The sequence below is a fragment of the Micromonospora sp. NPDC023737 genome, from assembly GCF_040639715.1.
Lineage (GTDB): Bacteria > Actinomycetota > Actinomycetes > Mycobacteriales > Micromonosporaceae > Micromonospora.
In genome coordinates this window covers 69,096-94,850 of record NZ_JBFAAL010000001.1, presented here as the reverse complement: position 1 = coordinate 94,850, position 25,755 = coordinate 69,096, and the positions used below count along the sequence as shown (strand labels likewise).

Genomic DNA, 25,755 nt, shown 5'->3' with positions numbered 1-25,755 from the left:
CGAAAAACGGTCCGGCCCCGGGGGACGGCGCGGTTACGCCGGCCCCCGGGGCCACCGGGCAGAACCCGTTCTCAGTGCGACGACAGCCGTATGCCGAGGGGACCGTCCACCGCTGCGCCGATCGGCTGGGCGGAGAGGAGCGCGAGCTGCTCGACGACCTTCGCCGGCTCGGCGTACGGGTCGAGGCCGCTCACCTCGATCGGGTCCAGCGCCGGCACGGTCACGTGCGACACCAGCGGGTGGAACGGCCGGGTGTCGAACTCGCCGGTGCCGAGCAGGTCCTCGTGCAGCTTCTCGCCGGGGCGCAGCCCGGTGTAGACGATCGGCACCGAGCTGGCCGCCTGTTCGGCCATCTGGCGGGCCAGGTCGGCGATGCAGACCGGCTCACCCATGTCGAGCACCAGAGCCTCCCCGTCCCGCCCGATCTCGGCGGCCTGGAGCACCAGGTGAACGGCCTCCTGCACGGTCATCAGGTAGCGGGTCACCTCCGGATGGGTGACGGTCAGCGGCTTTCCGGCCTCGATCTGCCGCTGGAACGCGGTCACCACGGAGCCGCGGCTGCTCAGCACGTTGCCGAACCGGACGCTGAGGAACGTCCCCGGGAACCGGGACGCCGCGTGCGCGGTCAGTCGTTCGGTGATCCGCTTCGAGTAGCCGAGCACGCTGATCGGGTCGGCCGCCTTGTCCGTGGAGATGTTGACGAACTTCGCCACGTCCTGGCAGGCGTCCAACACGGAGAGGGTGCCCCAGACGTTCGTCATGACCGCCTCGCCGGGGTGGCGCTGGAGCAACGTGAGGTGCTTGAGCGCAGCCGCGTGGAAGATGATCTCGGGTCGGCGCTCCCGGATGATCCGGCGGATGCCCTCGTCGTCGCGCAGGTCCGCGAGGATCAGCTCCGGCCCGTCCAGCATGGCCTTCCCGGACAGCGACATCTGGAGACTGTGCAGGGCGGACTCGTCGCGGTCCAGCATCATCAGTTCGCCCGGGTCGGCCTTCATCACCTGACGGCAGAGCTCCGAGCCGATCGATCCGCCGGCGCCCGTGACCAGGATCCGTCGTCCGGTCAGGCTGTTCGTGCTCAGCGGAAGGTCGCCGACCACCTGGCGGCGGCCGAGCAGGTCGCTGATCTGCACGTCGCGTACGTCGGTGACGGTGATCCGGTGATCGACGAGGTCCCGTACCGGGGGGAGCACCTTGAACGACGCGCCGGTCTGGAGGGTGGCCTCGCGGATCTCGCGGATCAGCGCGGCGTCGGCGTTGGCCACCGAGAAGATGACGGAGCTGGCCCCGGTACGCCGGACCACGGTCGCGATGTCCCGCCGGCCGCCGAGCACGCGTACCCCGCCGACGCGCAGGTCACGCTTGTCCGGGTCGTCGTCGAGCGCGCCGACCGGTAGGTAGCGACCGCGCGGGTCGCTCAGCATGGCGCGCAACAGCCCCTGCCCGGCGTCGCCCATGCCGAACAGCAGCACCGGGGTCGAGGAACGGACGTCCGGTCGCATGGCGAGGTCACGGCGGTGCCGGTAGACGAACCGCGCGCCCAGCATGAACAGCAGGGCCAGCGCGCCGCCGACCAGCGGGGTGCTCGCCGGCACGGGCCGGTCCGCGGACGGCAGGAGGCCGAGCAGCACGATCCCGGCGGTCGTGATGGTGGTGCCGGCTACGCCCTGCACCTCCTGGAGGCTGCCGAGTGGGTGCCGTCCGGAGTAGAGCCGGCGCAGGGCCGCCACCGCCACGTACATGACGGCGGCTCCCACGCCGATCACGGTGGCGCGGCTGAGCTGGCCGGGTGGGAGTTGGAATTCGTACCGCGTCCAGACGGCCGCGATGAAGCCCCCCACCCAGGCTGTGGTGTCAGTGGCGAGGAAACCCGCGGTGCGCCACCGAGCCATGCTTCGGCGCGACCGCTGGTCCGTGCGTTCGATGCTCGCTGCTTGTTGCGGCATGTAGTGGCTCCTGTCCAACTTCCCGGCTTCTCCCACTGCACGGCAGGAGGAATTTCTTACCCTTTGTCCTTGTTACATGCCTTCAGTGATTGTTTGGGCGTTTTCGTGATTGCCGGACCCATCGTCGAGCCGATTCGGCTATAGGTCAGCGGGCCGGCACGCCCTTCACGACCACCTGGTCGGGCACGTCCCGCACCACGCACGCACCCGCCCCGACGGTGCTGTCCCGGCCGATGCGCAGCCCCTGCAACACCGCTGCCGTGGTGCCGATCAGTACGCCCTCCGCCAGGTGACAATCACCGGATACGGCGGCGAGCGGGTTCACCGACACGTAGTCGGCGAAGGTGCAGTCGTGACCCACGGTGACGTTCTGGTTGAGATGGACGTGCCTCCCGACGGTGACGTTGGTGGTCACCCGGGCACCCGGGAAAGCCACGAAACCGGGTCCCCATCGGGTGTCGGAGCCGATCGTGGCGTCCGGGTGGACGAGGCTCGCGGCCGGTATGCCGTAGCTGTCGATCCGCCTGCCGACCGTGCGTCGGACCCGTGGGTCGCCGATACCGATGACGTGGTGCAGCTCGCCAGGTGCGTCGCGCAGCCGGTCGATCGGGCCGAGATATGGCACGTCGAGTCGTTGCAGGCGCTTCAGGTTCACCTCACTGGGCCGGTCGTCGACGACGCCCACCAACTGCCAGAGTGGGCGCCCGGCTGTTTCGTTGACCGCCTGGACAATGGTGGCGACCTCCCGGCCGTGCCCACCGCAGCCCACCACCACCAGCTCGAACGTCACGCCGACGACCGTCCCGCACTGGCGGCGAGGAACTCGTCGATCGCGGCGAACACCCGGGCGACCTGCGGTTCGCTCAGGGCGCTGCCGCTGGGCAGGGTGAGTCCGTCGGCGAACAGCCGCTCCGACGCGCCGCTCAGCAGGCTCTCCGCACCGGCATGGACCGGTTGCAGGTGCATCGGCTTCCACACCGGCCGGGTTTCGATGTCCCGCTGGGCCAGGTGGGTAGCCAGATCCGCCGCGCGCCATCCGGAGCGCTCCGGGTCGACTGTGATGACGGTGAGCCAGCAGTTCGATTCGGCGTCCTCCGCACCGAGCAGTCGTACCCCGGGCACCGGGGCGAACAGCTTGGCGTACCGGTCGCGCAGTTGCCGGCGCCGCCCGATCATCGCTTCCAGCCGGACCAGTTGGGCCCGGCCGAGCGCGGCGAGGAGGTTGCTGAGCCGGTAGTTGTAGCCGGTCTCCCGGTGTTCGTAGTAGGGCGTCGCCTCTCGGGCCTGGGTGGAGAGGTGCCGTGCCCGCGCGAGCAGCGTGGTGTCGTCGGAGACGAGCATCCCGCCACCGGAGGTGGTCATGATCTTGTTGCCGTTGAAGGAGATCGCGCCGACCTGTCCAAACGAGCCGGCGGACTTGCCCCGGTGGGCGGCGCCGAGCGCTTCCGCGGCGTCCTCGACCAGCGGGACGCCGGCCTCGGCGCAGAGCGGTTCCAGCGCGGTGTAGTCGGCGCAGCCACCGAACATGTCCACCGGGACGACCGCACCCACCCGCTCACCCCGCCCGTGCAGTTGGCGCAGCAGGTCGGCGACGAGGCCCACGTCCACGTTGCCGGTCTGCGCGTCGCAGTCCACGAAGACCGGGCGGGCGCCGACGTACCGCACCGCGTTGGCGGTGGCGATGAAGGTCAGGGTGGGCACGACGACCACGTCACCGGGGCCGACCCCGACGCCGAGCAGGGCCAGATGCAGGGCCGCCGTGCCCGAGCTGACCGCGACGGCGCCGGCCGTGCCGACCCGTGTGGCGACCTCTGCCTCGAACGCCTGCAACGCCGGTCCCGCGGGCGCCACCCAGCCCGAGCGCAGTGCCTCGATCAGGTACGACTCCTCGAGCGGCCCGACGTCGGGCGGCGACAGGTGGACCGTCTGGCTCGTCATACCGCTGTCCGATCACGCGGCGCCGGCGTGTTCCGGCCGTGCGTGCCGAGGAACTCGTGGGCGGTCGCGCTTCCCTCGGCGCTGATCCCGTCCCGGCGGAGCACGGTCCGCACCGTCGCGGTGAGGATCGACAGGTCGACCCGCAGGCTTCGGCTGTCCACGTACTGCACGTCGAGGTCGAGCTTCTCGTCCCAGTCGAGGCGGTTGCGACCGCGCACCTGCGCGAGCCCGGTGACGCCCGGCCGCACCTCGTGCCGGCGGGCCTGGTGAGGCGAGTAGCGCTCCAGGTACTCGGGGAGCAGCGGCCGGGGGCCGACGAGGCTCATCTCCCCGCGGAGCACGTTCCAGAGGGTGGGTAGCTCGTCCAGGCTGGTCGCGCGCAGCCAGCGACCCAGCGGGGTCAGCCGGTCGCCGTCCGCCACCCGGCCCTGCTCCGGTGCCGGCGGACGCATGGTCCGGAACTTCACCAGTACGAAGGGAGCACCGTCCCTGCCCGCCCGGGCCTGTCGGAACAGCACCGGCCGGCCGAGCGAGGTGGCGACCAGCAGCGCCACCATCGCCATCAGCGGTGCGGTGAGGACCAGTAGGACCATCGCGCCGACGATGTCGAGTAGCCGCTTGGCGGGGTCGTACGGAGTGCTGGGCGCGGGACGAGGGGGAGTGATCACGGTCTGAGGCACGGGCACCGCGCGACCTCCAAGGGACATTTTGGAAAAAAACGCCTAAACAGTTCTAACAGGACGAGATTTCGTAACGAGGCCGAATCGTGAGAGTAAGGCTGTTACGCCCCATCAACCTTGAAAGTCTCCTGATGGACACGGCCGCCCGGTACCGGCGTCGCGGTCGCCCATGTTCGGTGGCCGGGCGGCCGCCATCGGCCGCCCGAACGGGCGGAGCATGTTCGCCCGCGGGTCGAGGACGAGCCGTAGTTCAGGCGCGGGATTCGTCGCCGTCGGCGAGGCGTCGGGTGAGCAGGGTCCGCAGCGGGATCGACTCCCCGTCGCGCCCGCCCTCACCGACGATCAGCGGCGCCGGGCCGGGTTCGGGCTCGGCGCCGAGCAGCCGGGTCCGCAGGCCGCCCGGCACGGTCAGCAGGTGCCACCGCCCGTCGACGTCGACCGCCCGGGTGCGTGCCCGGTCCACGTACCAGCCGGTCAGCCGCGTCCGGTACCTACTCCGGCCGTCGTAGGAGCGGGCGGTGAGCGGGGTGGGGCGCAGACCTCGCCGCTTCGCCTCGGCCACGAACCAGGCCACGATCTCCGCGGCCTGCGCGTGCTCCGCCGCGCGCCGCCGGGCGTCGGCCTCCGCGTGGACCCGGGCCGCGCGCCGCTGCCGCTCCGCCCAGTCCAGGCCGTCATCGCTCACACCGCGACGGTACGCCCCACGGCCCGCGCTCGACCCTGGGGCACGAGCCGTCGTGGCGGCGCCTCGCGTCGTCGCACACCCGGTCGTGTGCCTCGTACGGGTCCTGTCGAGCTGCCCCAGATTCGAGACAGCCGAGCCCGCGTGCGCTGCGGGGGAGGTGCCGCCGTGGATACCGGCGAACTGAGTTCGCCGGTCGAGGCGTGACCGGACCGCCGTCCACGTCGTACGCGCGCTCGGGAACCGAGGATGGCGGCGACGCCGTTGTTTTCATGACGCGGGCGCGATCGGGGTGGCATCGCCGGCGTATCTGGGTGTGCGGCGACCCGTCGCCGGCCGGGACGCGTGCGTGCTCCTGCTGGCGTCCAGAGCGATCAGCGCCGCGCAGCGGTCAGCGGTCGAGCGCCGGGTGTGGCCGGGTGCCCGGGGTCTACCCCCGCTGGACCCGGTTCGGGAGATCCGGGGGCGGACAGCGTTGCGCAGTTCGCGGCTGCCCCAGATCTGGGGCAGCTCGACAGGGCCCGTACCTCAGCCCCGTGGGCCGCGCCGCGCGGCGTCGGGCCCGGTCAGGCGGGCCGCCTGACCGGGCCCGGATCGCGCCGCTCAGGCCAGTCCGGCGCGGCGCAGCGCGTCGGCCATCGCGTCGTTGGCCGGCATCGCGCCGCCGCGACCCTGCCGCGCACCACCCCGATCGCCCTGGCCGCCACGGGCACCACTGCCCTGCCGGCCGCCACGGGAGCCGCCGCCACCGCGACCGGCGGCCTCGCCGCGGCCCGCACCGCCACCACGGTCGCCGCGCGCCGGGCCTCGCCGGTCCGCGTCGGCGCCGGGCTCGTCGTCGAGACGCAGGGTCAGCGAGATCCGCTTGCGCGGTACGTCGACGTCGAGCACCTTCACCTTGACCACGTCGCCGGACTTGACCACCTCTCGGGGGTCCTTCACGAAGGTGCGGGACATCGCCGACACGTGTACGAGACCGTCCTGGTGCACGCCGACGTCGACGAAGGCCCCGAAGGCGGCGACGTTGGTGACCACGCCTTCGAGGATCATGCCGGGCTGCAGGTCGCCGATCTTCTCCACGCCCTCGGCGAAGGCGGCCGTGCGGAACTCGGGCCGCGGGTCCCGTCCCGGCTTCTCCAGCTCGGCGAGGATGTCGGTGACGGTCGGAAGACCGAACTTGTCGTCGACGAAGTCGGTGGCCCTCAGCCCGCGCAGGATCGTCGACTTCCCGATCAACGACCGCACGTCCGTCTCCGTCCGGGCCAGGATCCGGCGCACCACCGGGTACGCCTCCGGGTGCACGCTGGAGGCGTCCAGCGGGTCGTCCCCGTCGGGGATACGCAGGAAGCCCGCGCACTGTTCGAACGCCTTCGGGCCGAGCCGCGGCACCTTCTTCAGGTCGGCCCGGGTGCGGAACGGGCCGTTGGCGTCCCGGTGCAGGACGATGTTCTCGGCCAGCCCCGCGCCGATGCCCGACACCCGGGTCAGCAGCGGCGCCGACGCCGTGTTGACGTCCACCCCGACCGCGTTCACGCAGTCCTCCACGACCGCGTCCAACGACCGGGAGAGCTTCACCTCGGAGAGGTCGTGCTGGTACTGGCCGACGCCGATCGAGCGTGGGTCGATCTTCACGAGTTCGGCGAGCGGGTCCTGGAGACGCCGGGCGATGGAGACCGCGCCGCGCAGCGAGACGTCCATCCCGGGCAACTCCTGGGCCGCGTACGCGGACGCGGAGTACACCGACGCGCCGGCCTCGGAGACCACCACCTTGGTGAGCTTGAGCTGCGGGTGCCGCTTGATGAGGTCGCCCGCCAGCTTGTCCGTCTCCCGCGAGGCGGTGCCGTTGCCGATCGCGATCAGCTCCACCCCGTGTGCCCCGGCGAGCCGGGCCAGGGTCTCGATCGAGGCGTCCCACTGCCGACGCGGCTCGTGCGGGTAGATGGTGTCGGTGGCGACCACCTTGCCGGTCGCGTCCAGGACGGCGACCTTCACACCCGTACGCAGACCGGGGTCGAGGCCCATGGTCGGGCGTGCCCCGGCGGGAGCGGCGAGCAGCAGGTCACGCAGGTTGGTGGCGAAGACACGCACGGCCTCCTCCTCGGCGGCCTGCCACAGCCGCATCCGCAGATCCGCGCCGAGATGGATGAGGATCCGGGTACGCCACGCCCAACGCACCGTGTCGGCCAGCCACTTGTCGGCCGCGCGGCCGGCGTCGCTGATGCCGAACCGGCCGGCGATCGCGGCCTCGTAGCGGGTCGGGCCGCTGACCACGGCGTCGGAGTCGCCCTCCGGCTCCGGGTCCATGGTCAGGTCGAGCACGCCCTCCTTCTCGCCCCGGAACATCGCGAGGATCCGGTGCGAGGGCAACGTCGGGTACGCCTCGGCGAAGTCGAAGTAGTCGGCGAACTTCGCCCCCGCCGACTCCTGCCCGTCGCGTACCCGGGACACCAGCCGGCCCCGCGACCACATCTGCTCCCGCAGCGTGCCGATGAGGTCGGCGTCCTCGGCGAAACGCTCGATGAGGATGGCCCGTGCGCCGTCCAGCGCGGCGGCGGCGTCGGCGACCCCCCGGTCCGCGTCGACGTAGCCGGTCGCCGTGGCCTTCGGGTCCTGCGTCGGGTCGGTCAGCAGCGCGTCGGCGAGCGGCTCCAGGCCGGCCTCGCGGGCGATCTGCGCCCGGGTGCGCCGCTTCGGCTTGTACGGCAGGTAGATGTCCTCCAGCCGGGACTTCGAGTCCGCCGCCATGATCTGGGCTTCGAGGGCCTCGTCCAGCTTGCCCTGGCCGCGGATCGACTCCAGCACCGCCGCCCGTCGCTCGTCCAACTCGCGCAGGTAGCGCAGCCGCTCCTCGAGCGTGCGCAGCTGGGTGTCGTCGAGCAGGCCGGTGGCCTCCTTGCGGTAGCGGGCGATGAACGGCACGGTGGCGCCGCCGTCGAGCAGCTCCACGGCTGCCCGGACCTGGCGCTCGGCCACGCCGAGCTCCTCGGCGATCCGCTGATGAACAGAGAGGGTCACGATCTCGATCCGCCTTCGGGAGTGGTTTCCGCCCAGCATTCTGCCGGGATAGCGTGGCGATCATGGAACCACCTGTGGAGCCGCGTGTCCGGCGGCTCTTCGGCGGCAGCGCCCGGGCCCTCGGGGACCTCGCCGGCAGCCCGTTCCGGGCCGACCGGGACCGGATCGTGGGCTCGCCGTTCTTCGCCCGGCTCGGCGGCGTCACCCAGGTGATCAGCCCGGTCGGCTCCGGGTTGCTGGTGCACAACCGGCTCACCCACAGCCTCAAGGTCGCGCAGGTCGCCCGGGCCATCGCCGAGCGGCTCACCGCCGACGAGCGCCGGCGGGACCTGCTCGACAAGCTCGGCGGCTGCGACCCGGACGTGGTGGAGGCCGCCGCCCTCGCCCACGACCTCGGCCACCCGCCGTTCGGGCACCTGGGGGAGCGGGTGCTGGACCGGCTGGCGCGGCACCGCCTCGGCCTGACCGACGGATTCGAGGGCAACGCCCAGTCGTACCGGATCGTCACCAGCACCGAGATCCGCGGCGCGGCCACCACCGGCCTCGACCTCACCGCGGCCGTGCGGGCCGCGATGCTGAAGTACCCGTGGACCCGGCTCGACCACCCGGACCCGCACCCACGGCTGATGGACCCGCCGCCCCGCGGGGCCACCCCGCCGCCGGACGATCCGGACAGCGGCTCGGCGAAGTTCGGCGCTTACCGGACCGAGATCGACGACCTGCGGCAGGCCCGGGAACCGTTCGTGGGCCGGATCCCGGACTGGCAGCAGACCGTCGAGGCATCCGTGATGGACACCGCCGACGACATCGCGTACGCCATCCACGACGTCGAGGACTTCTACCGGGTCGGTGTGCTCCAGCAGGGCGCGGTCTCCGCCGAGCTGATGGCGTGGCAGCGGGAGGCCGGGCACCTCCGGGCGATCACCGACGCGGCGTTGGCCGCGGCGGCCCGCCGCCCCGGTGCGGCGATCGAGCGGCTCCGCCGGCAGCTGCACCGCAAGGACGCCTGGGTGACCGACGACGACGCCTTCGCCGCGGCGGTCGAGCACGTCCGGGAGGAGCTGGTGGACGGACTGCTGGCCATGCCGTTCGACGGCTCGATCGAGGCCGAGCAGTACGTGGCCCGCTTCTCCGCCCGCTGGTCCACCCGGTTCGTCGAGGCGGTCACCGTGACCGACCGGCCGTCGGTGCGCAGCGGTCACGTGCTGCTCAGCTGCGCGCAGTGGCACGAGGTGCAGGTGCTCAAGTTCGTGCACCACCGGTTCGTGCTGGCCCGCCCCGACCTGGCCCTGCACCAGCGCGGGCAGGCCCGGCTGCTGGGCACCCTCGTGGAGGCGCTGTGGGAGTGGTTGCTCGACCCGGAGGAGGAGTCCCGCCTGCCGCGGCGCCTGCACGATCTCGTGGAACTGGCCGAGGCGGAGCTGCACCCGCGGACCCACGACCGGATCGGCCGGGCCCGCGGCCGGGCGATCATCGACTTCGTCGCGCAACTCACCGACGGTCAGGCGGTGGCGATGCTGGACGCGCTCTCCGGCCGGTCCGGAGCGCTCTGGACCGACTCGTTCGTGCTCTGATCAGGCGACCGCCTGCCACCAGCCGTCGACCGGTGGCGGGTCGTCGACCACCACCCGCTCACCCGGGCGGGGCACCGCCAGCCGGATGTCGCGGGCCTTCGCCTCCGCCCAGAGCCGGTCCACCGGCTCGGCCCAGTCGTGCAGGGCGAGGTTGAACGTCGCCCAGTGCACCGGGATGAAAAGGCCGCCGCGCAGGTCGAGATGGGCCTCCACCGCCTCCTCCGGGTACATGTGGATGTTCGGCCAACCCCGGTCGTACGCGCCGATCTGCATCAGCGTGACGTCGAAGGGGCCGTGCTCGGCGCCGATGGCGGCGTAGCCGGCGAAGTAGCCGGAGTCGCCCGTGTAGAAGGCCCTGCGCTGCGCACCGGCGATCACCCACGAGCTCCAGAGCGTGCCGTCGCGGCGCAGCCCCCGCCCGGAGAAGTGTTGGGCGGCGGTGGCGGTGAGCGTCAGATCGCCCACCCGGTGGCTCTCCGACCAGTCCAGTTCGACGATCCGCTCCGCTGGCACCCCCCACCGGTCGAGGTGCGCGCCGACCCCGAGCGGCACCACGAACGGCGCGTCCTGGCCGGCCAGCAGCGCCCGTACGGTGGGCAGGTCGAGGTGGTCGTAGTGGTCGTGGGAGATCAGGATCGCGTCCAGCGCGGGAAGTTCGTCGAGACGTACCGGCGGCTCGTGCAGTCGGCGCGGACCGATCACCGTCGACGGGGAGCAGCGCTCGCCCCAGACCGGATCGAGCAGCACCCGCCGTCCCTCGATCTCGATCAGCGCCGAGGCGTGGCCGTACCAGATCACGTTGAGTTCCGGCCCCGCCTGCGGGTCGGGCGGCGCGGCCGGTCGCAGCAGCGGCACGGCGGCGCTCGGCCGGCGCTTCTGCTTGCCGAAGAGGAGCTCCCAGACCAGGTTGCGCGCCGGCTCGGCGGGCGTCGAGCGGGCCTCCGACGGGTTGCGGAAGGCGCCGTCGCGGAACTGCGGGGACCGCGCCGCCCGTTCGGCCCGCGCGCCGGTCAGCCGGCCGCCCAGTGCCAGCGGCACGTCCCGGGCCGTCCAGGCGAGCCCGGCCAGCGCCGCCACGCCGGCGAGCCGGCCCAGCCGCCGGCCGAGGAAGCGATCGAGTTCCCTCCGTTGCGCTCTGTCGCGCATGCTCGCTCCTTCCGGCGCTCCCGCCCTACACGGTAGTCATCGGGTGTGTCCGCGCTCACCTGAAACAGTCACCTGGCGCGCCACGCCACCGGAACCGGGGAACGTCCGGTGGCGCGACGCCGGGCGGCTGCGCTCAACCGCCGTTGCTCGGCCGCCGGGCGCTCGGGCTGTGTCGCAGGCCCGAGCCGCTGAGGCGAGCGGTCGCGTTCATCAAAATACGGCCGAGCCGGGCGCGGGCCTGCACGGCGGGGTGGGTGGCGCCGAAGTCGTCGGCGTCGGCCTGACCGTCGGCGAACAGCGCGTACGTCAGCACCGCGGCGCCGGCCGGGTCGAAGATGACACCCGCCTCGTGCCGCGCCGTGCCGAACCAGCCCGCCTTGGTGGCGACGCGGGCCCGCTCCTGCGACGACATGACGCGCCGGATCCCGTCGGTGAAGGCGATGGGGGAGCGCAACACGTTGAGCAGGAACGCCGTGGACGACGGCGAGATCACGGTGCCGGCCACGTGCGCCCGCAGCAGGTCGTGGGTCTCCCGCGGGGTGCTGGTGCCGAGGAAGAACCGGTTCGGGTTGGCCACCGGTTCGACCTGGGTGTTCGGGAAGCCCTTGGCGACCAGGATGCTGTTCAACTCGGCGGCGGGGCAGACCAGACCGCAGAGCCGGACGGCGGTGTCGTCGGAGACGGTCAGCAGGGCGGTGAGGGCGTGCCCGAGGGTGACCGAGCTGGGGTAGGCGTTGTCGAGGCTGAAGATGCCGTCACCGCCCGGCACCACGATCTCGGCGGTCACCTCCAGCCGCTGGTCGAGTGCGAGCAGGCCCCGGTCCACCTTGTCGAGCACCGCTGTGGCCACCGCGATCTTGTTGACGCTGTACGCCTCGAGCCGCTGGTCGGGGGCGTCCGCCACGGCCACCACCGGGGCGCCGCCGGCGGCGCCCGCCACGCTGATGTACGCCTGCCAGTTCCCGCCGGCGCGGGCCGTCTCCCGCTCGTACGCCTCCGCCACCCGGGCGGCGACCCGCTCCGGGGAGCCGGCGGCCTCGGTGGTGCGGTCGGGCTCCGTGTCGCCGCTCGTGGCGGACGCCGGCCCGGCCGTGCCCAGCACTGTGCCGGCGGTGGCCACCGTGCCGAGTCCGAGCGCGGTCCTGCGGTTAACCCTGATAGTCAATCGTCTCTCCCGTCGTGGCGCACCGGAGTGATCTCCGGCCCACCACACTAGGCGAATCGATCGACGAACGTGATCCCGGCTACCGCTCACCGCACCCGTCGCAGGACGCGCGTACCTAACGTGGCCGGCAGCGCGGTGGCGGTGCGCAGGACGTGACCGAGGTCGGGCAGCCAGCCGCCGCGTACCGACTCGCTGCCCGGATCCGGGGTGAAGACCACGCCGTCGTGCGCGGCCACCGGTTCGTCGGCCAGGCCGAGCCGCCGCATCAGCGGCCCCACCAGTACGTCGTACAGGCCGGGCAGGCAGGTGAAGCCGACCCGCATCAACGGGTTGAGCCGGCCCACCGACACCTCCCGGCGGGGCCGTTCGACGCAGTCGACGATGGCCCGGGCGGCTCTCTCCGGCGTGGCGATCGGCGGCGGTGGCCGGCCGACCCGGCCGAGGTGGTTCGCCGCCCGCTGATAGATGGGGGTGTCCACACTGCCGGGGCTGACCAGGCAGACGTGGATGTCGGGGGCGTCGCGCACCTCCTGCTGGAGCGAGCGGGCCAGGCCGGTCAGCCCCCACTTCGCGGCCACGTAGCAGCTCATGTACGGCGCGGTGATGTGCCCCAGCACCGACCCGGTGAGGATCAACGTGCCCGAACCGGTGGACCGGAAGTGTCGCAGCGCCACCCGGGCCGCCTCCGCGGCCGCCAGCAGGTCGGTCCGGACCACCTGGTCGAAGATCCGTCCCGGCAGCAGGTCGAAGCGCCCGTACGCGGTGACCGCCGCGGTGTGCGCCCAGACGTCGATGCGGCCGAACCGGTCCACGGCCGCGGCCGCGAGCGCCTCCAGCGCCCCGGGCGCGGTGATGTCGGTCGGCACCACGAGCACCTCCGCGCCCTCGGCGGCGCACTCCGCGCGTACCTCTTCGAGGGCCTGTGGGGCGCGGGCCGCGAGCACCAGGCGGTCGCCGCGCCGGGCGAGCTCCCGGGCGACCACCCGACCGATCCCGCTGCTCGCGCCGACGGCGACCACCACCCGGCTCACGGTTCGAGCACGACCTTCACGCAGCCGTCCCGCTTGGACTGGAACAGCTCGTACGCCTCCGGCGCCTGCTGCAACGGCACCCGGTGGGTACGCAGGTCCGTCACGCCGAGTGGGTCGTCGTCACGGCTCAGCAGCGGCATGATCTCGTCGACCCAGCGGCGTACGTGACACTGGCCCATCCGCAGCTGCACGCCCCGGTCGAACATCTCCATCAGCGGCATCGGGTCCAGCGCGCCGCCGTAGACGCCGGAGACCGAGACGGTGCCGCCACGGCGGACGGACTTCAACGCGGCGTGCAGCACACTGAGCCGGTCCACGCCCACCCGGTCGGTCATCGCCTGGGCCAGCCGGTCGGGGAGCAGACCGGCGGCGGCCTGGGCGAGCTTGCCGGTGGGGGAGCCGTGTGCCTCCATGCCGACCGCGTCGATCACCGCGTCCGGGCCGCGCCCGTCCACCAGGTCGATCAACGTGCCCGGCACGTCGTCGATCTCGCGTACGTCGAGCACCTCCACGCCGTGCCGGCGGGCCAGTTCCAGCCGTTCCGGCACCAGGTCGAGGCCGATCACCCGGCCGGCGCCGAGGTGCCGGCCGACCCGGGCGCAGAACTGCCCGACCGGGCCGAGCCCGAAGACGGCGAGGGTGCCACCGGGCGGGGTGTCGGCGTACTTCACCGCCTGCCAGGCGGTCGGCAGGATGTCGGAGAGGTAGAGCCAGCGTTCGTCCGGGCCGGTCTCGGGGACGGTGATCGGGCCGAACTCGGCGTGCGGCACCCGCAGGTACTCGGCCTGGCCGCCGGGCACCGAGCCGTAGAGACAGGTGTAGCCGAACAGGGCGGCGCCCTTGCCCTCGGCGCGGACCTGGGTGGTCTCGCACTGCGCGTACAGCTGGCGTCGGCACATCCAGCACGCGCCGCAGGCGATGTTGAACGGCACCACCACCCGGTCGCCCGGCTTGAGCCGGGTCACGTCGGCGCCGACCTCCTCGACGATGCCCATCGGTTCGTGCCCGAGCACGTCGCCCGGTTGCAGGTACGGTCCGAGCACCTCGTAGAGGTGCAGGTCCGAGCCGCAGATCGCGGTCGACGTGATCCGGACGATCGCGTCGGTCGGCTCCTCGATCCGCGGGTCGGGTACCTCCTCCACCCGTACATCCCGCTTGCCGTGCCAGGTCAGTGCCTTCATGTCCGGTTCCCTCCGGGAGGTCTCCCCGCACTGCTACCCGGGTGCGGGGAGTTGAACCGGAAAGAATCCGACGGGGCCTCGACCTGGTCGCTGGCCTGCCGGGTCTGCGCGGGCGACCGGCGACGGACGCATGCCACCATCCGTCTTTCATCGCGTTGTCGCGCCGGATCCGGTAACAGCCGTGCTCCGCCGTACGAAGAAGAGGAGTAACGGCTATCAGAGAGGACGGCCTGTGCATGACCTTGACCCAGCGGAGGGTGACGTCTCCCGCATCGGAGTCGATCCAGTGGCCTTCGAGGCCTTCTACCGCCGCCACGTGGCGGCGGTCGGCCGATTCGTGGCTCGGCGGGTGGACGACCCGCACCTCGCCGCGGACCTGACCGCCGACGTGTTCCTCGCGGTGATCGAGTCGGCGGCCGGCTACCGGCCGGACCGGGGCAGCGAGATCGGCTGGCTGTTCGGGGTGGCCCGCAACGTGATCGCCGACGAGCGGCGGCGGGCGGCCCGACGGCTGCGGGTGACCGGCCGGATGGCCGGACGGCGGGACCTGGACGCCGACGACGTCGCCCGCATCGAGGAGCGGATCGACGCCGAGTCGGCCGCCCGCCGTACCCATCGGGCGCTGAGCGAGCTGCCCGAGCAGACCCGTGCGCTGGTCGAACTCGTCGCCGTGGACGGGCTCACCGTCGGGGAGGCGGCTGCCGCGCTCGGGTTGTCCCCGGTCGCCGCCCGGGTCCGCCTGCACCGTGCCCGTCGCAGTGTTCGGGCCGAGCTCGCCCGACCGGCCGCCACCCTCGCCTGATGAGAACGGAGATGACGCGATGATTAGGGAAGACCGTTCGCCGCACGGTTTCGAGGAGCGGCTCCTCACGGATCTGAAGGCACATGTGGCCCAGCGGGCCGAGACGGTTCCGGTGGCCCGCCGGGCCGGCAACCCCGTGCGGTTCCTGCGCGGTCGGCGTCTCGTCGGCGCGTTCGGGCTGGCGGTCGCGTTGACCGCCGGTGGTCTGGCGGTCCAGACCATGGGGGTGGGCGACCAGCCACCGCCCACGGCCAGCGCTGCGGAGATCTTCCGGCTGGCGGCCGACGCCGCCCGGCAACAGCCCGAGCTGGTCGCCCGACCCGACCAGTACGTCTTCACGGAGGTCCTGACGACGACCCGGGAGTTGCCGGACCGCGGCCCGTACCGCACCGTGCGGGCGCAGCTGTGGCAGTCGGCCGGGGGTATCGCGCACACGCAGGGCCGGTACCGGCCGGAGACGGAGCCGGACGGGTGGAGCGAGCTACGGGTGCTCCGCCCGATCGATCCCGGGGATCCCCGCAGGGAGCTCGACGAACTCCCGTCGCCCGCGTACCACGGCGACCTGCCCACCGAGCCGGACGAGCTGCTCCGGTACCTTCGGGAGCACCCGGTCGACCTGCACCTGCCCGAGGGCGCCGACGAGCAGGCCGTGTACGGGGACGAGAGCATGGCGTACACCACGGCGCGGTGGATGCTCCGCGGCTACGTGCCGCCCCGAGCGCTGGCGGCGCTCTTCGAACTGCTGGCGCGGCAGCCGGGTGCGGTCGTCATGTCGGGGGACGTGGTGGACGCCGCGGGCCGGCACGGGGTGGCGATCCGGATGCCCGGGGTGATCGGTGGCAACGAGGATTTCATCTTCGACCGGGACACCCACGTCTACCTCGGCACCCGAGGGTCGGTCATCCGCAAGGGCAAGGAGTCGCTGCAGTCGGCGGACGCGCTGCTGCGCGTCGCGATCGTCGACCGGCCGGGCCAGCTGCCCGGACAGTGAGGCGTCCGCCCGGCCGGTCGAATCCGCGCCGGGAAACGGATCGGGCCGCCGCACCCGGGAGGGTGCGGCGGCCCGTCGTACGGACCGACCGGTCAGGAGCCGGGCTTGCCGGCCGCCTTCTTGGTGGCGGTGAGGAAGTCCCGGTTCAGCCGGCCGATGGTGTTCAGCGGGATGCCCTTCGGGCAGGCCACGGTGCACTCACCGGTGTTGGTGCAGCCACCGAAGCCGGCCTCGTCGTGCGCGTCGACCATGCCGATCACCCGGGTGTACCGCTCCGGCTGGCCCTGCGGCATCAGCGAGAGCTGGGTGACCTTGGCGGCGGTGAAGAGCATGCCGGAGCTGTTCGGGCAGGCCGCCACGCAGGCGCCGCAGCCGATGCAGGCCGCCGCCTCGAAGGCCGCGTCCGCGTCGGACTTGGGGACCGGCACCGAGTGGGCCTCGGGGGCGCTGCCGGTCGGCGCGGTGATGTATCCGCCGGCCGCGATGATCTTGTCGAACGCGCCGCGGTTGACCACTAGGTCCTTGACCACCGGGAAGGCCTGGGCCCGCCACGGCTCGATGTCGATGGTGTCGCCGTCCTTGAACTGCCGCATGTGCAGCTGGCAGGCGGTGGTGCCGCGCTGCGGCCCGTGCGCGATTCCGTTGATCATCATGCCGCACATGCCGCAGATGCCCTCGCGGCAGTCGTGGTCGAAGGCCACCGGGTCCTCGCCGGCGAGGATCAGGCGTTCGTTGAGCACGTCGAGCATCTCCAGGAACGACATGTCCGGGGAGACGTCGTCGACCTGGTAGGTCACCATCCGACCCTTGTCCTCAGGGCCGGTCTGGCGCCAGATGCGCAGGGTCAGGTTCACTTGTAGCTCCGCTGCGTGGGGTGGACGTATTCGAACTGCAGGTCTTCCTTGTGCAGCACCGACGGCTGGCCGGTGGCGGTGAACTCCCAGGCCGCGACGTACGAGAAGTGCTCGTCGTCGCGCTGGGCCTCGCCGTCCTCGGTCTGGTGCTCGGCCCGGAAGTGGCCGCCGCAGGACTCCTCGCGGTGCAGGGCGTCGATGCACATGAGCTCGGCCAGCTCGAAGAAGTCGGCCACCCGGCCGGCCTTCTCCAGTGACTGGTTGAGCCCCTCGCCGTCGCCGAGCACCCGGACCCGCTGCCAGAACTGGTCGCGCAGGGCACGGATCTCGTCGATCGCCTTGCGCAGCCCGGCCTCGGTGCGCTCCATGCCGCAGTGGTCCCACATGATCTGGCCCAGCTCGCGGTGGAACGAGTCGACGGTCCGGTCGCCGTTGACCGCCAGCAGCCGCTGGAGGCGGTCCTCCACGTCCCGCCGGGCCTCGACCGCCGCCGGGTGGCTCTCGTCGACCTTGTCGAACGGGCCGGCCGCCAGGTAGTTGGCGATGGTGTTCGGCAGCACGAAGTAGCCGTCGGCCAGGCCCTGCATAAGTGCGGACGCGCCCAGCCGGTTGGCGCCGTGGTCGGAGAAGTTCGCCTCACCGATCACGAACAGGCCGGGGATGGTCGACTGGAGGTCGTAGTCGACCCACAGCCCGCCCATCGTGTAGTGCACCGCGGGGTAGATCCGCATCGGCACCTCGTACGGGTCCTCGCCGGTGATGCGTTCGTACATCTCGAAGAGGTTGCCGTACTTGGCCTCAACGGCCTTGCGGCCGAGCCGGCCGATCGCGTCGGCGAAGTCGAGGTAGACGCCGAGGCCGCCGGGGCCGACACCGCGACCCTGGTCGCAGACGGCCTTCGCGGCCCGGGAGGCGATGTCGCGGGGCACCAGGTTGCCGAAGGAGGGGTAGATCCGCTCCAGGTAGTAGTCCCGCTCGTCCTCGGGGATGTCCTTCGGGTTGCGGTCGTCACCCTTGGCCTTGGGCACCCACACCCGGCCGTCGTTGCGCAGCGACTCGCTCATCAGGGTCAGCTTCGACTGGTGGTCGCCGGAGACCGGGATGCAGGTCGGGTGGATCTGCGTGTAGCAGGGGTTGGCGAAGTACGCGCCCTTGCGGTGCGCCCGCCAGGTGGCGGTGACGTTGCAGCCCTTGGCGTTGGTGGAGAGGTAGAAGACGTTGCCGTAGCCGCCGGAGGCGAGCACGACGGCGTCGGCGAACTCGGTGGTGATCTCGCCGGTGACCAGGTCCCGGACCACGATGCCCCGGGCCTTGCCGTCGACGATGATCAGCTCCAGCATCTCGTGCCGGGCGTTCATCTCCACGTTGCCGAGGCCGATCTGCCGCTCGAGCGCCTGGTACGCGCCGAGCAGCAGCTGCTGGCCCGTCTGGCCCCGGGCGTAGAAGGTGCGCTGTACCTGCGCGCCGCCGAAGGACCGCGTGTCCAGCAGGCCGCCGTACTCGCGAGCGAACGGCACACCCTGGGCGACGCACTGGTCGATGATGTTGACGGAGACCTCGGCCAGCCGGTGCACGTTCGACTCGCGGGAGCGGAAGTCGCCGCCCTTGACGGTGTCGTAGAAGAGCCGGTACACCGAGTCGCCGTCGTTGCGGTAGTTCTTGGCGGCGTTGATGCCGCCCTGCGCGGCGATCGAGTGGGCCCGGCGCGGGCTGTCCTGGTAGCAGTAGGACTTGACCCGGTAGCCCTGCTCGGCCAGCGTGGCGGCGGCCGAGCCGCCGGCCAGGCCGGTGCCGACCACGATCACTGTCATCTTCCGGCGGTTGGCCGGGTTGACCAGCTTGGACTCGAAGCGGTGGCGTTCCCAGCGGGTCTCGATCGGGCCGTCGGGAGCCTTGGTGTCGGCGATCGGGTCGCCCTCGGTGAAAAGATCCATGGTCAGGACACCAATCCGGTCAGTACGGCGAACGGGATCACCAGGAAGCCGCCGCAGATGACGACGGCGACGACCAGCGCGGAGGCCCGCGCCCATCGCTCACCCTTGGGCGTCTGCTGCCCCAGGCTGCGAAGCGCGCTGAACACACCGTGCCGGAGGTGGAAGCCCAGCGTGACGATCGCCAGGGTGTAGAAGAGCGTGACGTACCAGCGCTCCGGCGCGAAGTCGGCCACCACGTTGCTGTACGGCTTGCTGCTGCTGCCGACCGGGTTCAACGTGCCGGCGCTCAGGTCCAGCAGGTGGTAGATCACGAAGAGCAGGATGATCACGCCACCCCAGCGCATCGTGCGGGCCGCGTAGCTGCCCTGGACCTTCGGGCGGTGCGCGTACCGGACCGGGCGAGCGGCGCGCGCCCGCAGGGCGAGCACGGTCGCGGACCAGATGTGAGCGACGATGGACACCGTCAGCGCTGCGCGCAGGATCCAGAGGAACCACACACCCGGCAGCAGCGGCTTGCCGATGTCGCGCAGCCAGTGCGCGTAGTGGTCGAACGCCGTCTCGCCCGCGAAGGCCTTCAGGTTTCCGACCATGTGCGCGACCAGGTACAGCACAAAGAATATGCCTGACACCGCCATGACGGCCTTGAGGCCGACGTTGGAGCGGATCGGCGACCGGGTTCTCGTCGTCGTGACTACCACAGGGCCGACGCTAGGAGTAGTTCGATCAGTCGTCCAATGCATCGACAGCGCAGTCTTGATAGCCGTAGGCTATGAGCATGCAGCTGCACCAGCTGAGGTACTTCGTAGCGGTGGCCGAAGTACGACATTTCACCCAGGCTGCCGACATCGTCGGCATAACCCAGCCGTCGCTGAGTAAGCAAATTCACGCTCTGGAGGGCGACCTGGGAGCCCCGCTCTTCGAACGAGTAAGAGGCAACATCGCCCTCACCGCGGCCGGCGAGGTGCTCCTGCCGTTGGCCAGACGGATCCTCGCCGACGTCGACACCGCCACCCGCGAGGTGCAGGAACTGGTCGGGCTCCGGCGCGGCCGGGTCCGCCTCGGCGCCACCCCCAGCCTGGCCACGTCACTCGCCCCGCCGGTGCTGCGCCGGTTCCGCGACGCGCATCCCGCGGTGGACCTGCGGGTGGAGGAGGGCGGCTCCCAGGACCTGGTCCGTGACCTGCTCCGCGGCGACCTGGATCTCGCGCTGATCATCATGCCGGGTCAGGGCGCCGACCCGGGACTGCGCGTCGACCCGATCCTGCGGGAGAGCCTCGTGGTCGCCTCCGCGGCGGAACCGGGGACCCCCGACGACGCCGACGAGCTGCGCATCACCGACCTGCGCGACCAGCCGATGGTGATGTTCCGCGAGGGCTACGACCTGCGCGACGCCACCATTCAGGCGTGCCGGGCGGCCGGCTTCGAACCGACGTTCGCCGTCGACGGCGGGGAGATGGACGCCGTGCTGAGCTTCGTCGAGGCCGGGCTCGGCATCGCGCTGGTGCCGGGCATCGTCGTCGCCCGCCGCCCGGGCGTACGCATCACGCGGCTCGCCCCGCCGGGCGTGACCCGGACCATCGCGGTGGCCCGGCGCCGCGACGTGGTCCCCACCAACGCCGGTCGGGAGCTACGCCGCATCCTGCTGGAGTACGTCCGCGACGCCACCGCCGACAGCGAACTCCCACCGGGCGTCGAACCGCTGTAGACCCCCGCGACCCCGTCGCCGCGCCGCAGATGGGCGACGAGGATCAGCAGGCAGACCTCACCGAGGCAGACGAGGCGTTCGAGCAGACCGACGTACGGGCGCAGCGGCGAACCCACCAGATAGGCGGCCACGAAGGGGATCAGGGCGACCACGCAGACACCCGCGCCCGCGACCACCGCGCGGGCGACGCGGCCCGGATGCCGTACGGCGGCGAGCAGCGCGCCCACCGGCAGCCCGGACAGCGCCGCGACGGCGGCCCAACGGTGGATGTCCCCGGTGGTCGTCACCGGCACGCCGACCGGGTCGCGCGGAAAGACCACCAGGACCACCAGTCCCACGCACCAGGCGACCAGCCCGGCCGGCCCCACGACCGCCAGCGGCCCTCCCCACCGGGCGGTCGACCGTCCGGATCGGCGGAACGCCGGAGCCAGCAGCAGCGCCGAACCCGCGGCCAGCGTCAGGACGGCCACGTTGAACATCCATCCGTGACGCGACAGCGCGTAGTCGCTGACCGTGTCCCGCACCGGGTCGACGGGATGCCCGGGCAGATGCAGCACGCCGAACAGGAGCATCGCCACCCCGGCCCCGAACAGCCCGACGATTCGGGCGACGGCCGGCGTGCGGGCCGGCCGGAAACTGGTTCCGGTGGCCGACCCGGAGGACGCGGGGGCTGTGGGCACGAGCCGTTCTCCTCACCCGGGGGCGCGCCCGGACGGGCACGCGAGGGCGAGCGTGTTCCCGGTGCGCCCCGCACCACACCACCCGATCAGGGCCCGTTTCAGCGACCCTCGGCCTCGTCCATGGCTCGGTAGATGCGCTGCTCCGACACCGGGTACGGGGTACCGAGCGCCTGGGCGAACACGTTCACCCGAAGCTCCTCGATCATCCAGCGGATCTGCCGGGCCGCCGCCGACTGCCGCCGCGCCGGTGGCAGCGCCGCCAGCATGTCCTGGTACTCCTTCTGCACCACGGCGATCCGGTCCTGCTGCTGCTTGTCCCGCTGCGGGCTGCCCGGCAGCCGGTCCAGCCGCCGCTCGATCGCGGTGAGGTAGCGCAGCAGATCGGGCAGGCGCGCGTACCCGGCCTCGGTGATGAACCCGTTGTGCACGAGCCCGGTGAGCTGGTTGCGGATGTCGGCCAACGCGGCCACCACCGCCAGGTTCTTCGTCGCACCGAGCCGTTGCTCCACCGTGTACGCGGCGGCGAGCACCCGGCGAGCCCGCTCCATCACCTCGACCACCGTGTCGATCAGGTCGGCGCGGACCCGTTCGCGCAGCGCGGCGAAGCCGTCGGCGTCCCAGGCCGGGCCGCCCGCGTCGGTGACCAGCTTGTCGATCGCCGCGCCGGCCGCGTCCTCGATGAGCGCCTGCACCCCGCCGTGCGGGTTACGGCTGAGCGCCAGCTTCGCCTCGTTCGACAACCGCCCCTGAAGGAACTTCGCCGGTGACGGCACGGTCAGCCGCAGCAGCCGCCGCGTGCCCGCCCAGTGTGCCGCCTCCGCCTCGGGCGCCGAGTCGAAGACCCGTACGCCGACGGTGGCGCCCTCGTCGACCAGCGCCGGGTACGCCGTCACCGCGTACCCCGCCCGGACCTGTTCGATGGTGCGGGGCAGGGTGCCGATGCTCCACTCGCGCAACCCGGTGCGCGCCACGTCCGGCGCGGCGGCCGCCACCACCTGCCGTACCTCGGTCTTCAGCTGCCGTTGCAGCGCCGGCAGGTCCTTGCCCTCGGCGACCGGCTTGTCGTCCTCGCCGAGCACCCGGAAGGTGACGCGCAGGTGCGCCGGCAGTTTCGCCGGTTCCCAGGCGTCGCGGGGCACGGTGACCCCGGTCATCCGGCGCAGCTGCCGGGTCAGGGCGTCCAGCAGCGGCTCCTCGCCGGCGGGCATGGCGGCGAGCGCCGCCCGGGCGTAGTCGGGCACCGGGACGAAGTTGCGGCGCAGCGCCTTGGGCAGTGAGCGGATCAGCGCGATGACCAGCTCCTCACGCAGCCCCGGCACCTGCCAGTCGAAGGTCTCCGCCGGCACCTGGTTGAGCAGTGGCAGCGGGATGTCCACCGTGACGCCGTCGCTGGCCGTACCCGGGTCGAAGGTGTAGGTCAGCGGCAACGTCACCCCGTCGGCGCGCCACTCGTCCGGGTAGTCGGCCTCGTCCACCCCGCCCCGGCCCTCGTTGACCAGCAGCTCGCGGGTGAAGGTGAGCAGGTCGGGCCGCTCCCGCCGGACCTGCTTCCACCAGGAGTCGAAGTGCCGCCCGGAGACCACGTCGGCGGGGATGCGCGCGTCGTAGAAGTCGAAGATCGTCTGGTCGTCGACGAGGATGTCCCGCCGCCGGGCCCGGTTCTCCAACTCTTCGATCTCGGTCAGCAGCCGCTGGTTGTCGCGCCAGAACTGGTGGTGGGTCTGCCAGTCGCCCTCGACGAGCGCGTGCCAGATGAACAGCTCCCGGCTGAGCGCCGGATCGATCCGGCCGAAGTTGACCTTCCGCGAGGTGACCAGCGGGACACCGTAGAGGGTCACCTTCTCGTAGGCCATCACGGCCGCCTGCTTCTTCTCCCAGTGCGGCTCGCTGTAGCTGCGCTTCACCAGGTGCTGGGCGAGGGGCTCCACCCACTCCGGCTCGACCCGGCCGGCGATCCGGCCCCAGAGCCGGGACGTCTCCACCAGCTCGGCGGCCATCACCCAGCGCGGTGGTTTGCGGAACAGCGCCGAGCCGGGGAAGAGAGCGAACTTCGCGCCCCGGGCGCCGAGGTACTCGTTCTTCTGCGCGTCCTTCAGGCCCACGTGCGAGAGCAACCCGGCCAGCAGCGACTGGTGAACCTTCGGGGTGTCGATCTCCTCCGGCAGGTCCGCGCCGCCGCCACGCCGGCCGCCGTCGTTAGCGCCGGCCTCCCGCGCCGGTCGGCCGCCGCGCCCCCCACCCTGTTCGGGCGTACGCAGCACCTGGCGCAGCTGGCTGACGATGTCCTGCCACTCGCGTACCCGCAGGTAGTTGAGGTACTCGGCCCTGCACATCCGGCGGAAGGCGCTGGAGGACAGGGTCCGCTGCTGCTCCCGCAGATAGCGCCAGAGGTTGAGCAGCGCCACGAAGTCCGACTCCCGGTCGGTGAACCGGGCGTGCGCCTGGTCGGCCTGGGCCTGCTTGTCGGCCGGCCGCTCTCGCGGGTCCTGGATCGACAGCGCCGCCGCGATCACCATGACCTCGGTGGCGCAGCCGTTGCGCTCACCCTCGACCACCATGCGGGCCAGCCTCGGGTCGACGGGCAGCTGCGCCAACCGCCGCCCGAGCGGGGTGAGCCGCTTCGCCGGGTCGGGCTCGGTCGGGTCCAATCCGCCCAGCTCGTGCAGCAGGTTGACGCCGTCGGTGATGTTGCGCCGGTCCGGCGGCTCGATGAACGGAAACGCGGCGATGTCGCCGAGCCCGATAGCGGTCATCTGGAGGATGACGGAGGCCAGGTTCGTCCGCAGGATCTCCGGGTCGGTGAACTCCGGTCGGGAGAGGAAGTCCTGCTCGTCGTAGAGGCGGATGCAGATGCCGTCCGAGGTGCGGCCGCAGCGCCCCTTGCGCTGGTTCGCCGACGCCTGGGAGACCGGTTCGATCGGCAGCCGCTGCACCTTGAGCCGGTTGCTGTACCGGGAGATGCGGGCGGTGCCGGGATCGACCACGTACTTGATGCCGGGGACGGTCAGCGAGGTCTCCGCCACGTTGGTCGCCAGCACCACCCGCCGCCCGCCGTGCGGGGCGAACACGCGGTGCTGTTCGGCGGCGGAGAGCCGGGCGTACAACGGCAGGATCTCGGTGCCGCGCAGCAGCGGCTTCTTCTCCACCAGCCTGCTCAGCGCGTCGGCGGTGTCGCGGATCTCCCGCTCGCCGCTGAGGAAGACCAGGATGTCGCCCGGGCCTTCGGCGGCCAGTTCCTCGACGGCGTCGCCGATCGCCTGGATCTGGTCGCGGACGTTCTCCTCGTCCCCGTCCTCCTCGTCCGACTCGCTGACCTCGACCAGCGGCCGGTACCGCACCTCCACCGGGTACGTCCGTCCGGAGACCTCGATGACCGGCGCGGGATTGCCCTCGGCGTCGGCGAAGTGCCGGGCGAAGCGGTCGGTCTCGATGGTCGCCGAGGTGATGACCACCTTGAGGTCGGGGCGACGGGGCAGCAGCTGCTTCAGGTAGCCGAGGATGAAGTCGATGTTGAGGCTGCGCTCGTGCGCCTCGTCGATGATCAGCGTGTCGTACTGGCGGAGCATCCGGTCGGTCTGCAGTTCAGCGAGCAGGATGCCGTCGGTCATCAGCTTCACCAGGCTGCGGTCGCCGACCTGGTCGGTGAAGCGGACCTTGTAACCGATCACGTCACCCAGTTCGGTGCCGAGCTCGTCGGCGATCCGGTCGGCGACCGTACGCGCGGCCAGCCGCCGCGGCTGGGTGTGCCCGATCAGCCCGTTGATCCCGCGCCCCAGCTCCAGGCAGATCTTGGGTAGCTGGGTGGTCTTTCCGGAGCCGGTCTCGCCGGCCACGATCACCACCTGGTGGTCCCGGATCGCGGCGGCGAGGTCGTCCTTGCGCTCGCTCACCGGCAGGCCGGCCGGATACGTGATCGTCGGCACGGCGGCCCGCCGGTCGGCGAGTCGCTGCTCGGCCCGCTCGACCTCGGTGGTGATCTCGGTCAGCGCCGCCGCCCGCCGCTGCGGGTCGCGGAGCTTGCGGATGCCGTCCAGCCGCCGCTGGAGCCGGCGCTGGTCGCGAAACATCAGGGGGGAAAGGCGGCGGTGCAGCTCCCGGACGGTGTCGGGAGCGGCGGGTACGGCTGGATTCTGCATGTCGTCGCCAAGAATAGGCCGCCGCCCGGAAGCCGCCTCCTGGTTTACCGTCCGGCCCGCTCCAACCGGGCCGAGCCCCGTGTCGTTGCGGGCTGACGCCTCAGGAACGCCCACCCGGCGGGGGCTGACCCGCTGCGTCGACACCGCACAGGCATATTGATGACTCCGGGGTATCGCGCTCGTCGAGGCATCCCCGCCCCCGTCTGCGCTGCCAAGATCCTTCCGTGGAATCCGCCGCGACCGGGCGGCCGACCACCGGCCGGGTCTCGGCAGCCGGCCCGGTTAGAGTGGCCGC

At 72.0% G+C, this 25,755-nt stretch carries 18 protein-coding genes and 1 pseudogene; 4 read left to right on the top strand and 15 right to left on the bottom strand.

What is annotated here, in order from left to right:
- Positions 1–71: 71 nt before the first annotated feature.
- From AB0F98_RS00445 to AB0F98_RS00420, 6 genes are all read right to left on the bottom strand, one after another.
- Positions 72–1,946: a nucleoside-diphosphate sugar epimerase/dehydratase gene (locus AB0F98_RS00445; protein ID WP_357726351.1), complete on the bottom strand. Its 1,875-nt coding sequence runs from the start codon at positions 1,944–1,946 to the stop codon at positions 72–74.
- Between the two features lie 145 nt (positions 1,947–2,091).
- Complete coding sequence (locus AB0F98_RS00440; protein ID WP_357726348.1) at positions 2,092–2,736, bottom strand: acetyltransferase; 645 nt, start codon at positions 2,734–2,736, stop codon at positions 2,092–2,094.
- Positions 2,733–3,884, bottom strand: coding sequence for an aminotransferase class I/II-fold pyridoxal phosphate-dependent enzyme (locus AB0F98_RS00435; protein WP_357726345.1), 1,152 nt, complete (start codon positions 3,882–3,884; stop codon positions 2,733–2,735). Before AB0F98_RS00435 ends, AB0F98_RS00440 begins: the two co-directional genes overlap by 4 nt.
- The gene (locus AB0F98_RS00430; RefSeq protein ID WP_357726342.1) at positions 3,881–4,570 is read right to left on the bottom strand and encodes a sugar transferase; all 690 of its coding nucleotides are present in this window, start codon (positions 4,568–4,570) and stop codon (positions 3,881–3,883) included. Before AB0F98_RS00430 ends, AB0F98_RS00435 begins: the two co-directional genes overlap by 4 nt.
- Before the next feature lie 244 nt (positions 4,571–4,814).
- Positions 4,815–5,249 carry a hypothetical protein gene (locus AB0F98_RS00425; protein WP_357726339.1) on the bottom strand — a complete coding sequence of 145 codons (435 nt, stop codon included), beginning with the start codon at positions 5,247–5,249 and terminating at the stop codon, positions 4,815–4,817.
- 600 nt (positions 5,250–5,849) lie between these two features.
- On the bottom strand, positions 5,850–8,261 hold the full coding sequence (locus tag AB0F98_RS00420; protein WP_357726336.1) for a Tex family protein: 2,412 nt from the start codon (positions 8,259–8,261) through the stop codon (positions 5,850–5,852).
- A 62-nt stretch (positions 8,262–8,323) separates the two neighbouring features.
- Between AB0F98_RS00420 and dgt the strand changes: the two genes are divergently transcribed.
- Entirely contained in the window at positions 8,324–9,835 is a 1,512-nt protein-coding gene (dgt, locus tag AB0F98_RS00415; protein ID WP_357726333.1) for a dGTP triphosphohydrolase, read from the top strand.
- Here dgt and AB0F98_RS00410 read toward each other — a convergent pair whose 3' ends face one another.
- From AB0F98_RS00410 to AB0F98_RS00395, 4 genes are all read right to left on the bottom strand, one after another.
- Positions 9,836–10,981, bottom strand: a complete 1,146-nt coding sequence (locus tag AB0F98_RS00410; protein WP_357726330.1) for an MBL fold metallo-hydrolase — start codon at positions 10,979–10,981, stop codon at positions 9,836–9,838.
- A 133-nt stretch (positions 10,982–11,114) separates the two neighbouring features.
- Complete coding sequence (locus AB0F98_RS00405) at positions 11,115–12,146, bottom strand: serine hydrolase (protein ID WP_357726327.1); 1,032 nt, start codon at positions 12,144–12,146, stop codon at positions 11,115–11,117.
- 86 nt (positions 12,147–12,232) lie between these two features.
- Positions 12,233–13,177 carry an SDR family NAD(P)-dependent oxidoreductase gene (locus AB0F98_RS00400; RefSeq protein WP_357726324.1) on the bottom strand — a complete coding sequence of 315 codons (945 nt, stop codon included), beginning with the start codon at positions 13,175–13,177 and terminating at the stop codon, positions 12,233–12,235.
- A complete protein-coding gene (locus AB0F98_RS00395; protein WP_357726321.1) occupies positions 13,174–14,358 on the bottom strand; it encodes a zinc-dependent alcohol dehydrogenase in 1,185 nt (394 codons plus the stop codon). The genes AB0F98_RS00400 and AB0F98_RS00395 overlap by 4 nt, the downstream gene beginning before the upstream one ends.
- 232 nt (positions 14,359–14,590) lie before the next feature.
- Between AB0F98_RS00395 and AB0F98_RS00390 the strand changes: the two genes are divergently transcribed.
- Positions 14,591–15,160: a sigma-70 family RNA polymerase sigma factor gene (locus AB0F98_RS00390; protein WP_357726318.1), complete on the top strand. Its 570-nt coding sequence runs from the start codon at positions 14,591–14,593 to the stop codon at positions 15,158–15,160.
- 19 nt (positions 15,161–15,179) lie between these two features.
- On the top strand, positions 15,180–16,151 hold the full coding sequence (locus AB0F98_RS00385) for a CU044_5270 family protein (RefSeq protein ID WP_357726315.1): 972 nt from the start codon (positions 15,180–15,182) through the stop codon (positions 16,149–16,151).
- Between the two features lie 92 nt (positions 16,152–16,243).
- On the opposite strand, the gene AB0F98_RS00380 is transcribed toward AB0F98_RS00385, so the two are convergent.
- The 3 genes from AB0F98_RS00380 to AB0F98_RS00370 are packed head-to-tail and all read right to left on the bottom strand — an operon-like array spanning position 16,244 to position 19,604.
- The gene (locus tag AB0F98_RS00380; protein WP_357726312.1) at positions 16,244–17,005 is read right to left on the bottom strand and encodes a succinate dehydrogenase/fumarate reductase iron-sulfur subunit; all 762 of its coding nucleotides are present in this window, start codon (positions 17,003–17,005) and stop codon (positions 16,244–16,246) included.
- Positions 17,002–18,939 (bottom strand): fumarate reductase/succinate dehydrogenase flavoprotein subunit, encoded by a 1,938-nt coding sequence (locus AB0F98_RS00375; protein ID WP_357726309.1) that lies wholly within the window; start codon positions 18,937–18,939, stop codon positions 17,002–17,004. Before AB0F98_RS00375 ends, AB0F98_RS00380 begins: the two co-directional genes overlap by 4 nt.
- A gap of 2 nt (positions 18,940–18,941) precedes the next feature.
- A complete protein-coding gene (locus tag AB0F98_RS00370) occupies positions 18,942–19,604 on the bottom strand; it encodes a succinate dehydrogenase cytochrome b subunit (protein WP_357728950.1) in 663 nt (220 codons plus the stop codon).
- A gap of 104 nt (positions 19,605–19,708) precedes the next feature.
- Here AB0F98_RS00370 and AB0F98_RS00365 point away from each other — a divergent pair, with 104 nt between their 5' ends.
- Positions 19,709–20,644 carry a LysR family transcriptional regulator gene (locus AB0F98_RS00365; RefSeq protein ID WP_357726306.1) on the top strand — a complete coding sequence of 312 codons (936 nt, stop codon included), beginning with the start codon at positions 19,709–19,711 and terminating at the stop codon, positions 20,642–20,644.
- A gap of 44 nt (positions 20,645–20,688) precedes the next feature.
- On the opposite strand, the pseudogene AB0F98_RS00360 reads toward AB0F98_RS00365, so the two are convergent.
- Both AB0F98_RS00360 and hrpA read right to left on the bottom strand, forming a co-directional pair.
- Positions 20,689–21,222: pseudogene (locus AB0F98_RS00360) on the bottom strand (DUF998 domain-containing protein); the annotation flags it as partial.
- Between the two features lie 200 nt (positions 21,223–21,422).
- Entirely contained in the window at positions 21,423–25,460 is a 4,038-nt protein-coding gene (gene hrpA / locus AB0F98_RS00355) for an ATP-dependent RNA helicase HrpA (RefSeq protein WP_357726303.1), read from the bottom strand.
- Positions 25,461–25,755 lie beyond the last annotated feature (295 nt).

Excerpts from the sequence above, each read along its gene's own strand:
- AB0F98_RS00435 (WP_357726345.1), bottom strand. The coding sequence starts at position 3,884 with ATGACGAGCCAGACGGTCCACCTGTCGCCGCCCGACGTCGGGCCGCTC.
- hrpA (WP_357726303.1), bottom strand. The coding sequence starts at position 25,460 with ATGCAGAATCCAGCCGTACCCGCCGCTCCCGACACCGTCCGGGAGCTG.
- AB0F98_RS00445 (WP_357726351.1), bottom strand. The coding sequence starts at position 1,946 with ATGCCGCAACAAGCAGCGAGCATCGAACGCACGGACCAGCGGTCGCGC.
- AB0F98_RS00395 (WP_357726321.1), bottom strand. The coding sequence starts at position 14,358 with ATGAAGGCACTGACCTGGCACGGCAAGCGGGATGTACGGGTGGAGGAG.
- AB0F98_RS00410 (WP_357726330.1), bottom strand. The coding sequence starts at position 10,981 with ATGCGCGACAGAGCGCAACGGAGGGAACTCGATCGCTTCCTCGGCCGG.
- AB0F98_RS00375 (WP_357726309.1), bottom strand. The coding sequence starts at position 18,939 with ATGGATCTTTTCACCGAGGGCGACCCGATCGCCGACACCAAGGCTCCC.
- AB0F98_RS00365 (WP_357726306.1), top strand. The coding sequence starts at position 19,709 with ATGAGCATGCAGCTGCACCAGCTGAGGTACTTCGTAGCGGTGGCCGAA.
- dgt (WP_357726333.1), top strand. The coding sequence starts at position 8,324 with ATGGAACCACCTGTGGAGCCGCGTGTCCGGCGGCTCTTCGGCGGCAGC.
- AB0F98_RS00385 (WP_357726315.1), top strand. The coding sequence starts at position 15,180 with ATGATTAGGGAAGACCGTTCGCCGCACGGTTTCGAGGAGCGGCTCCTC.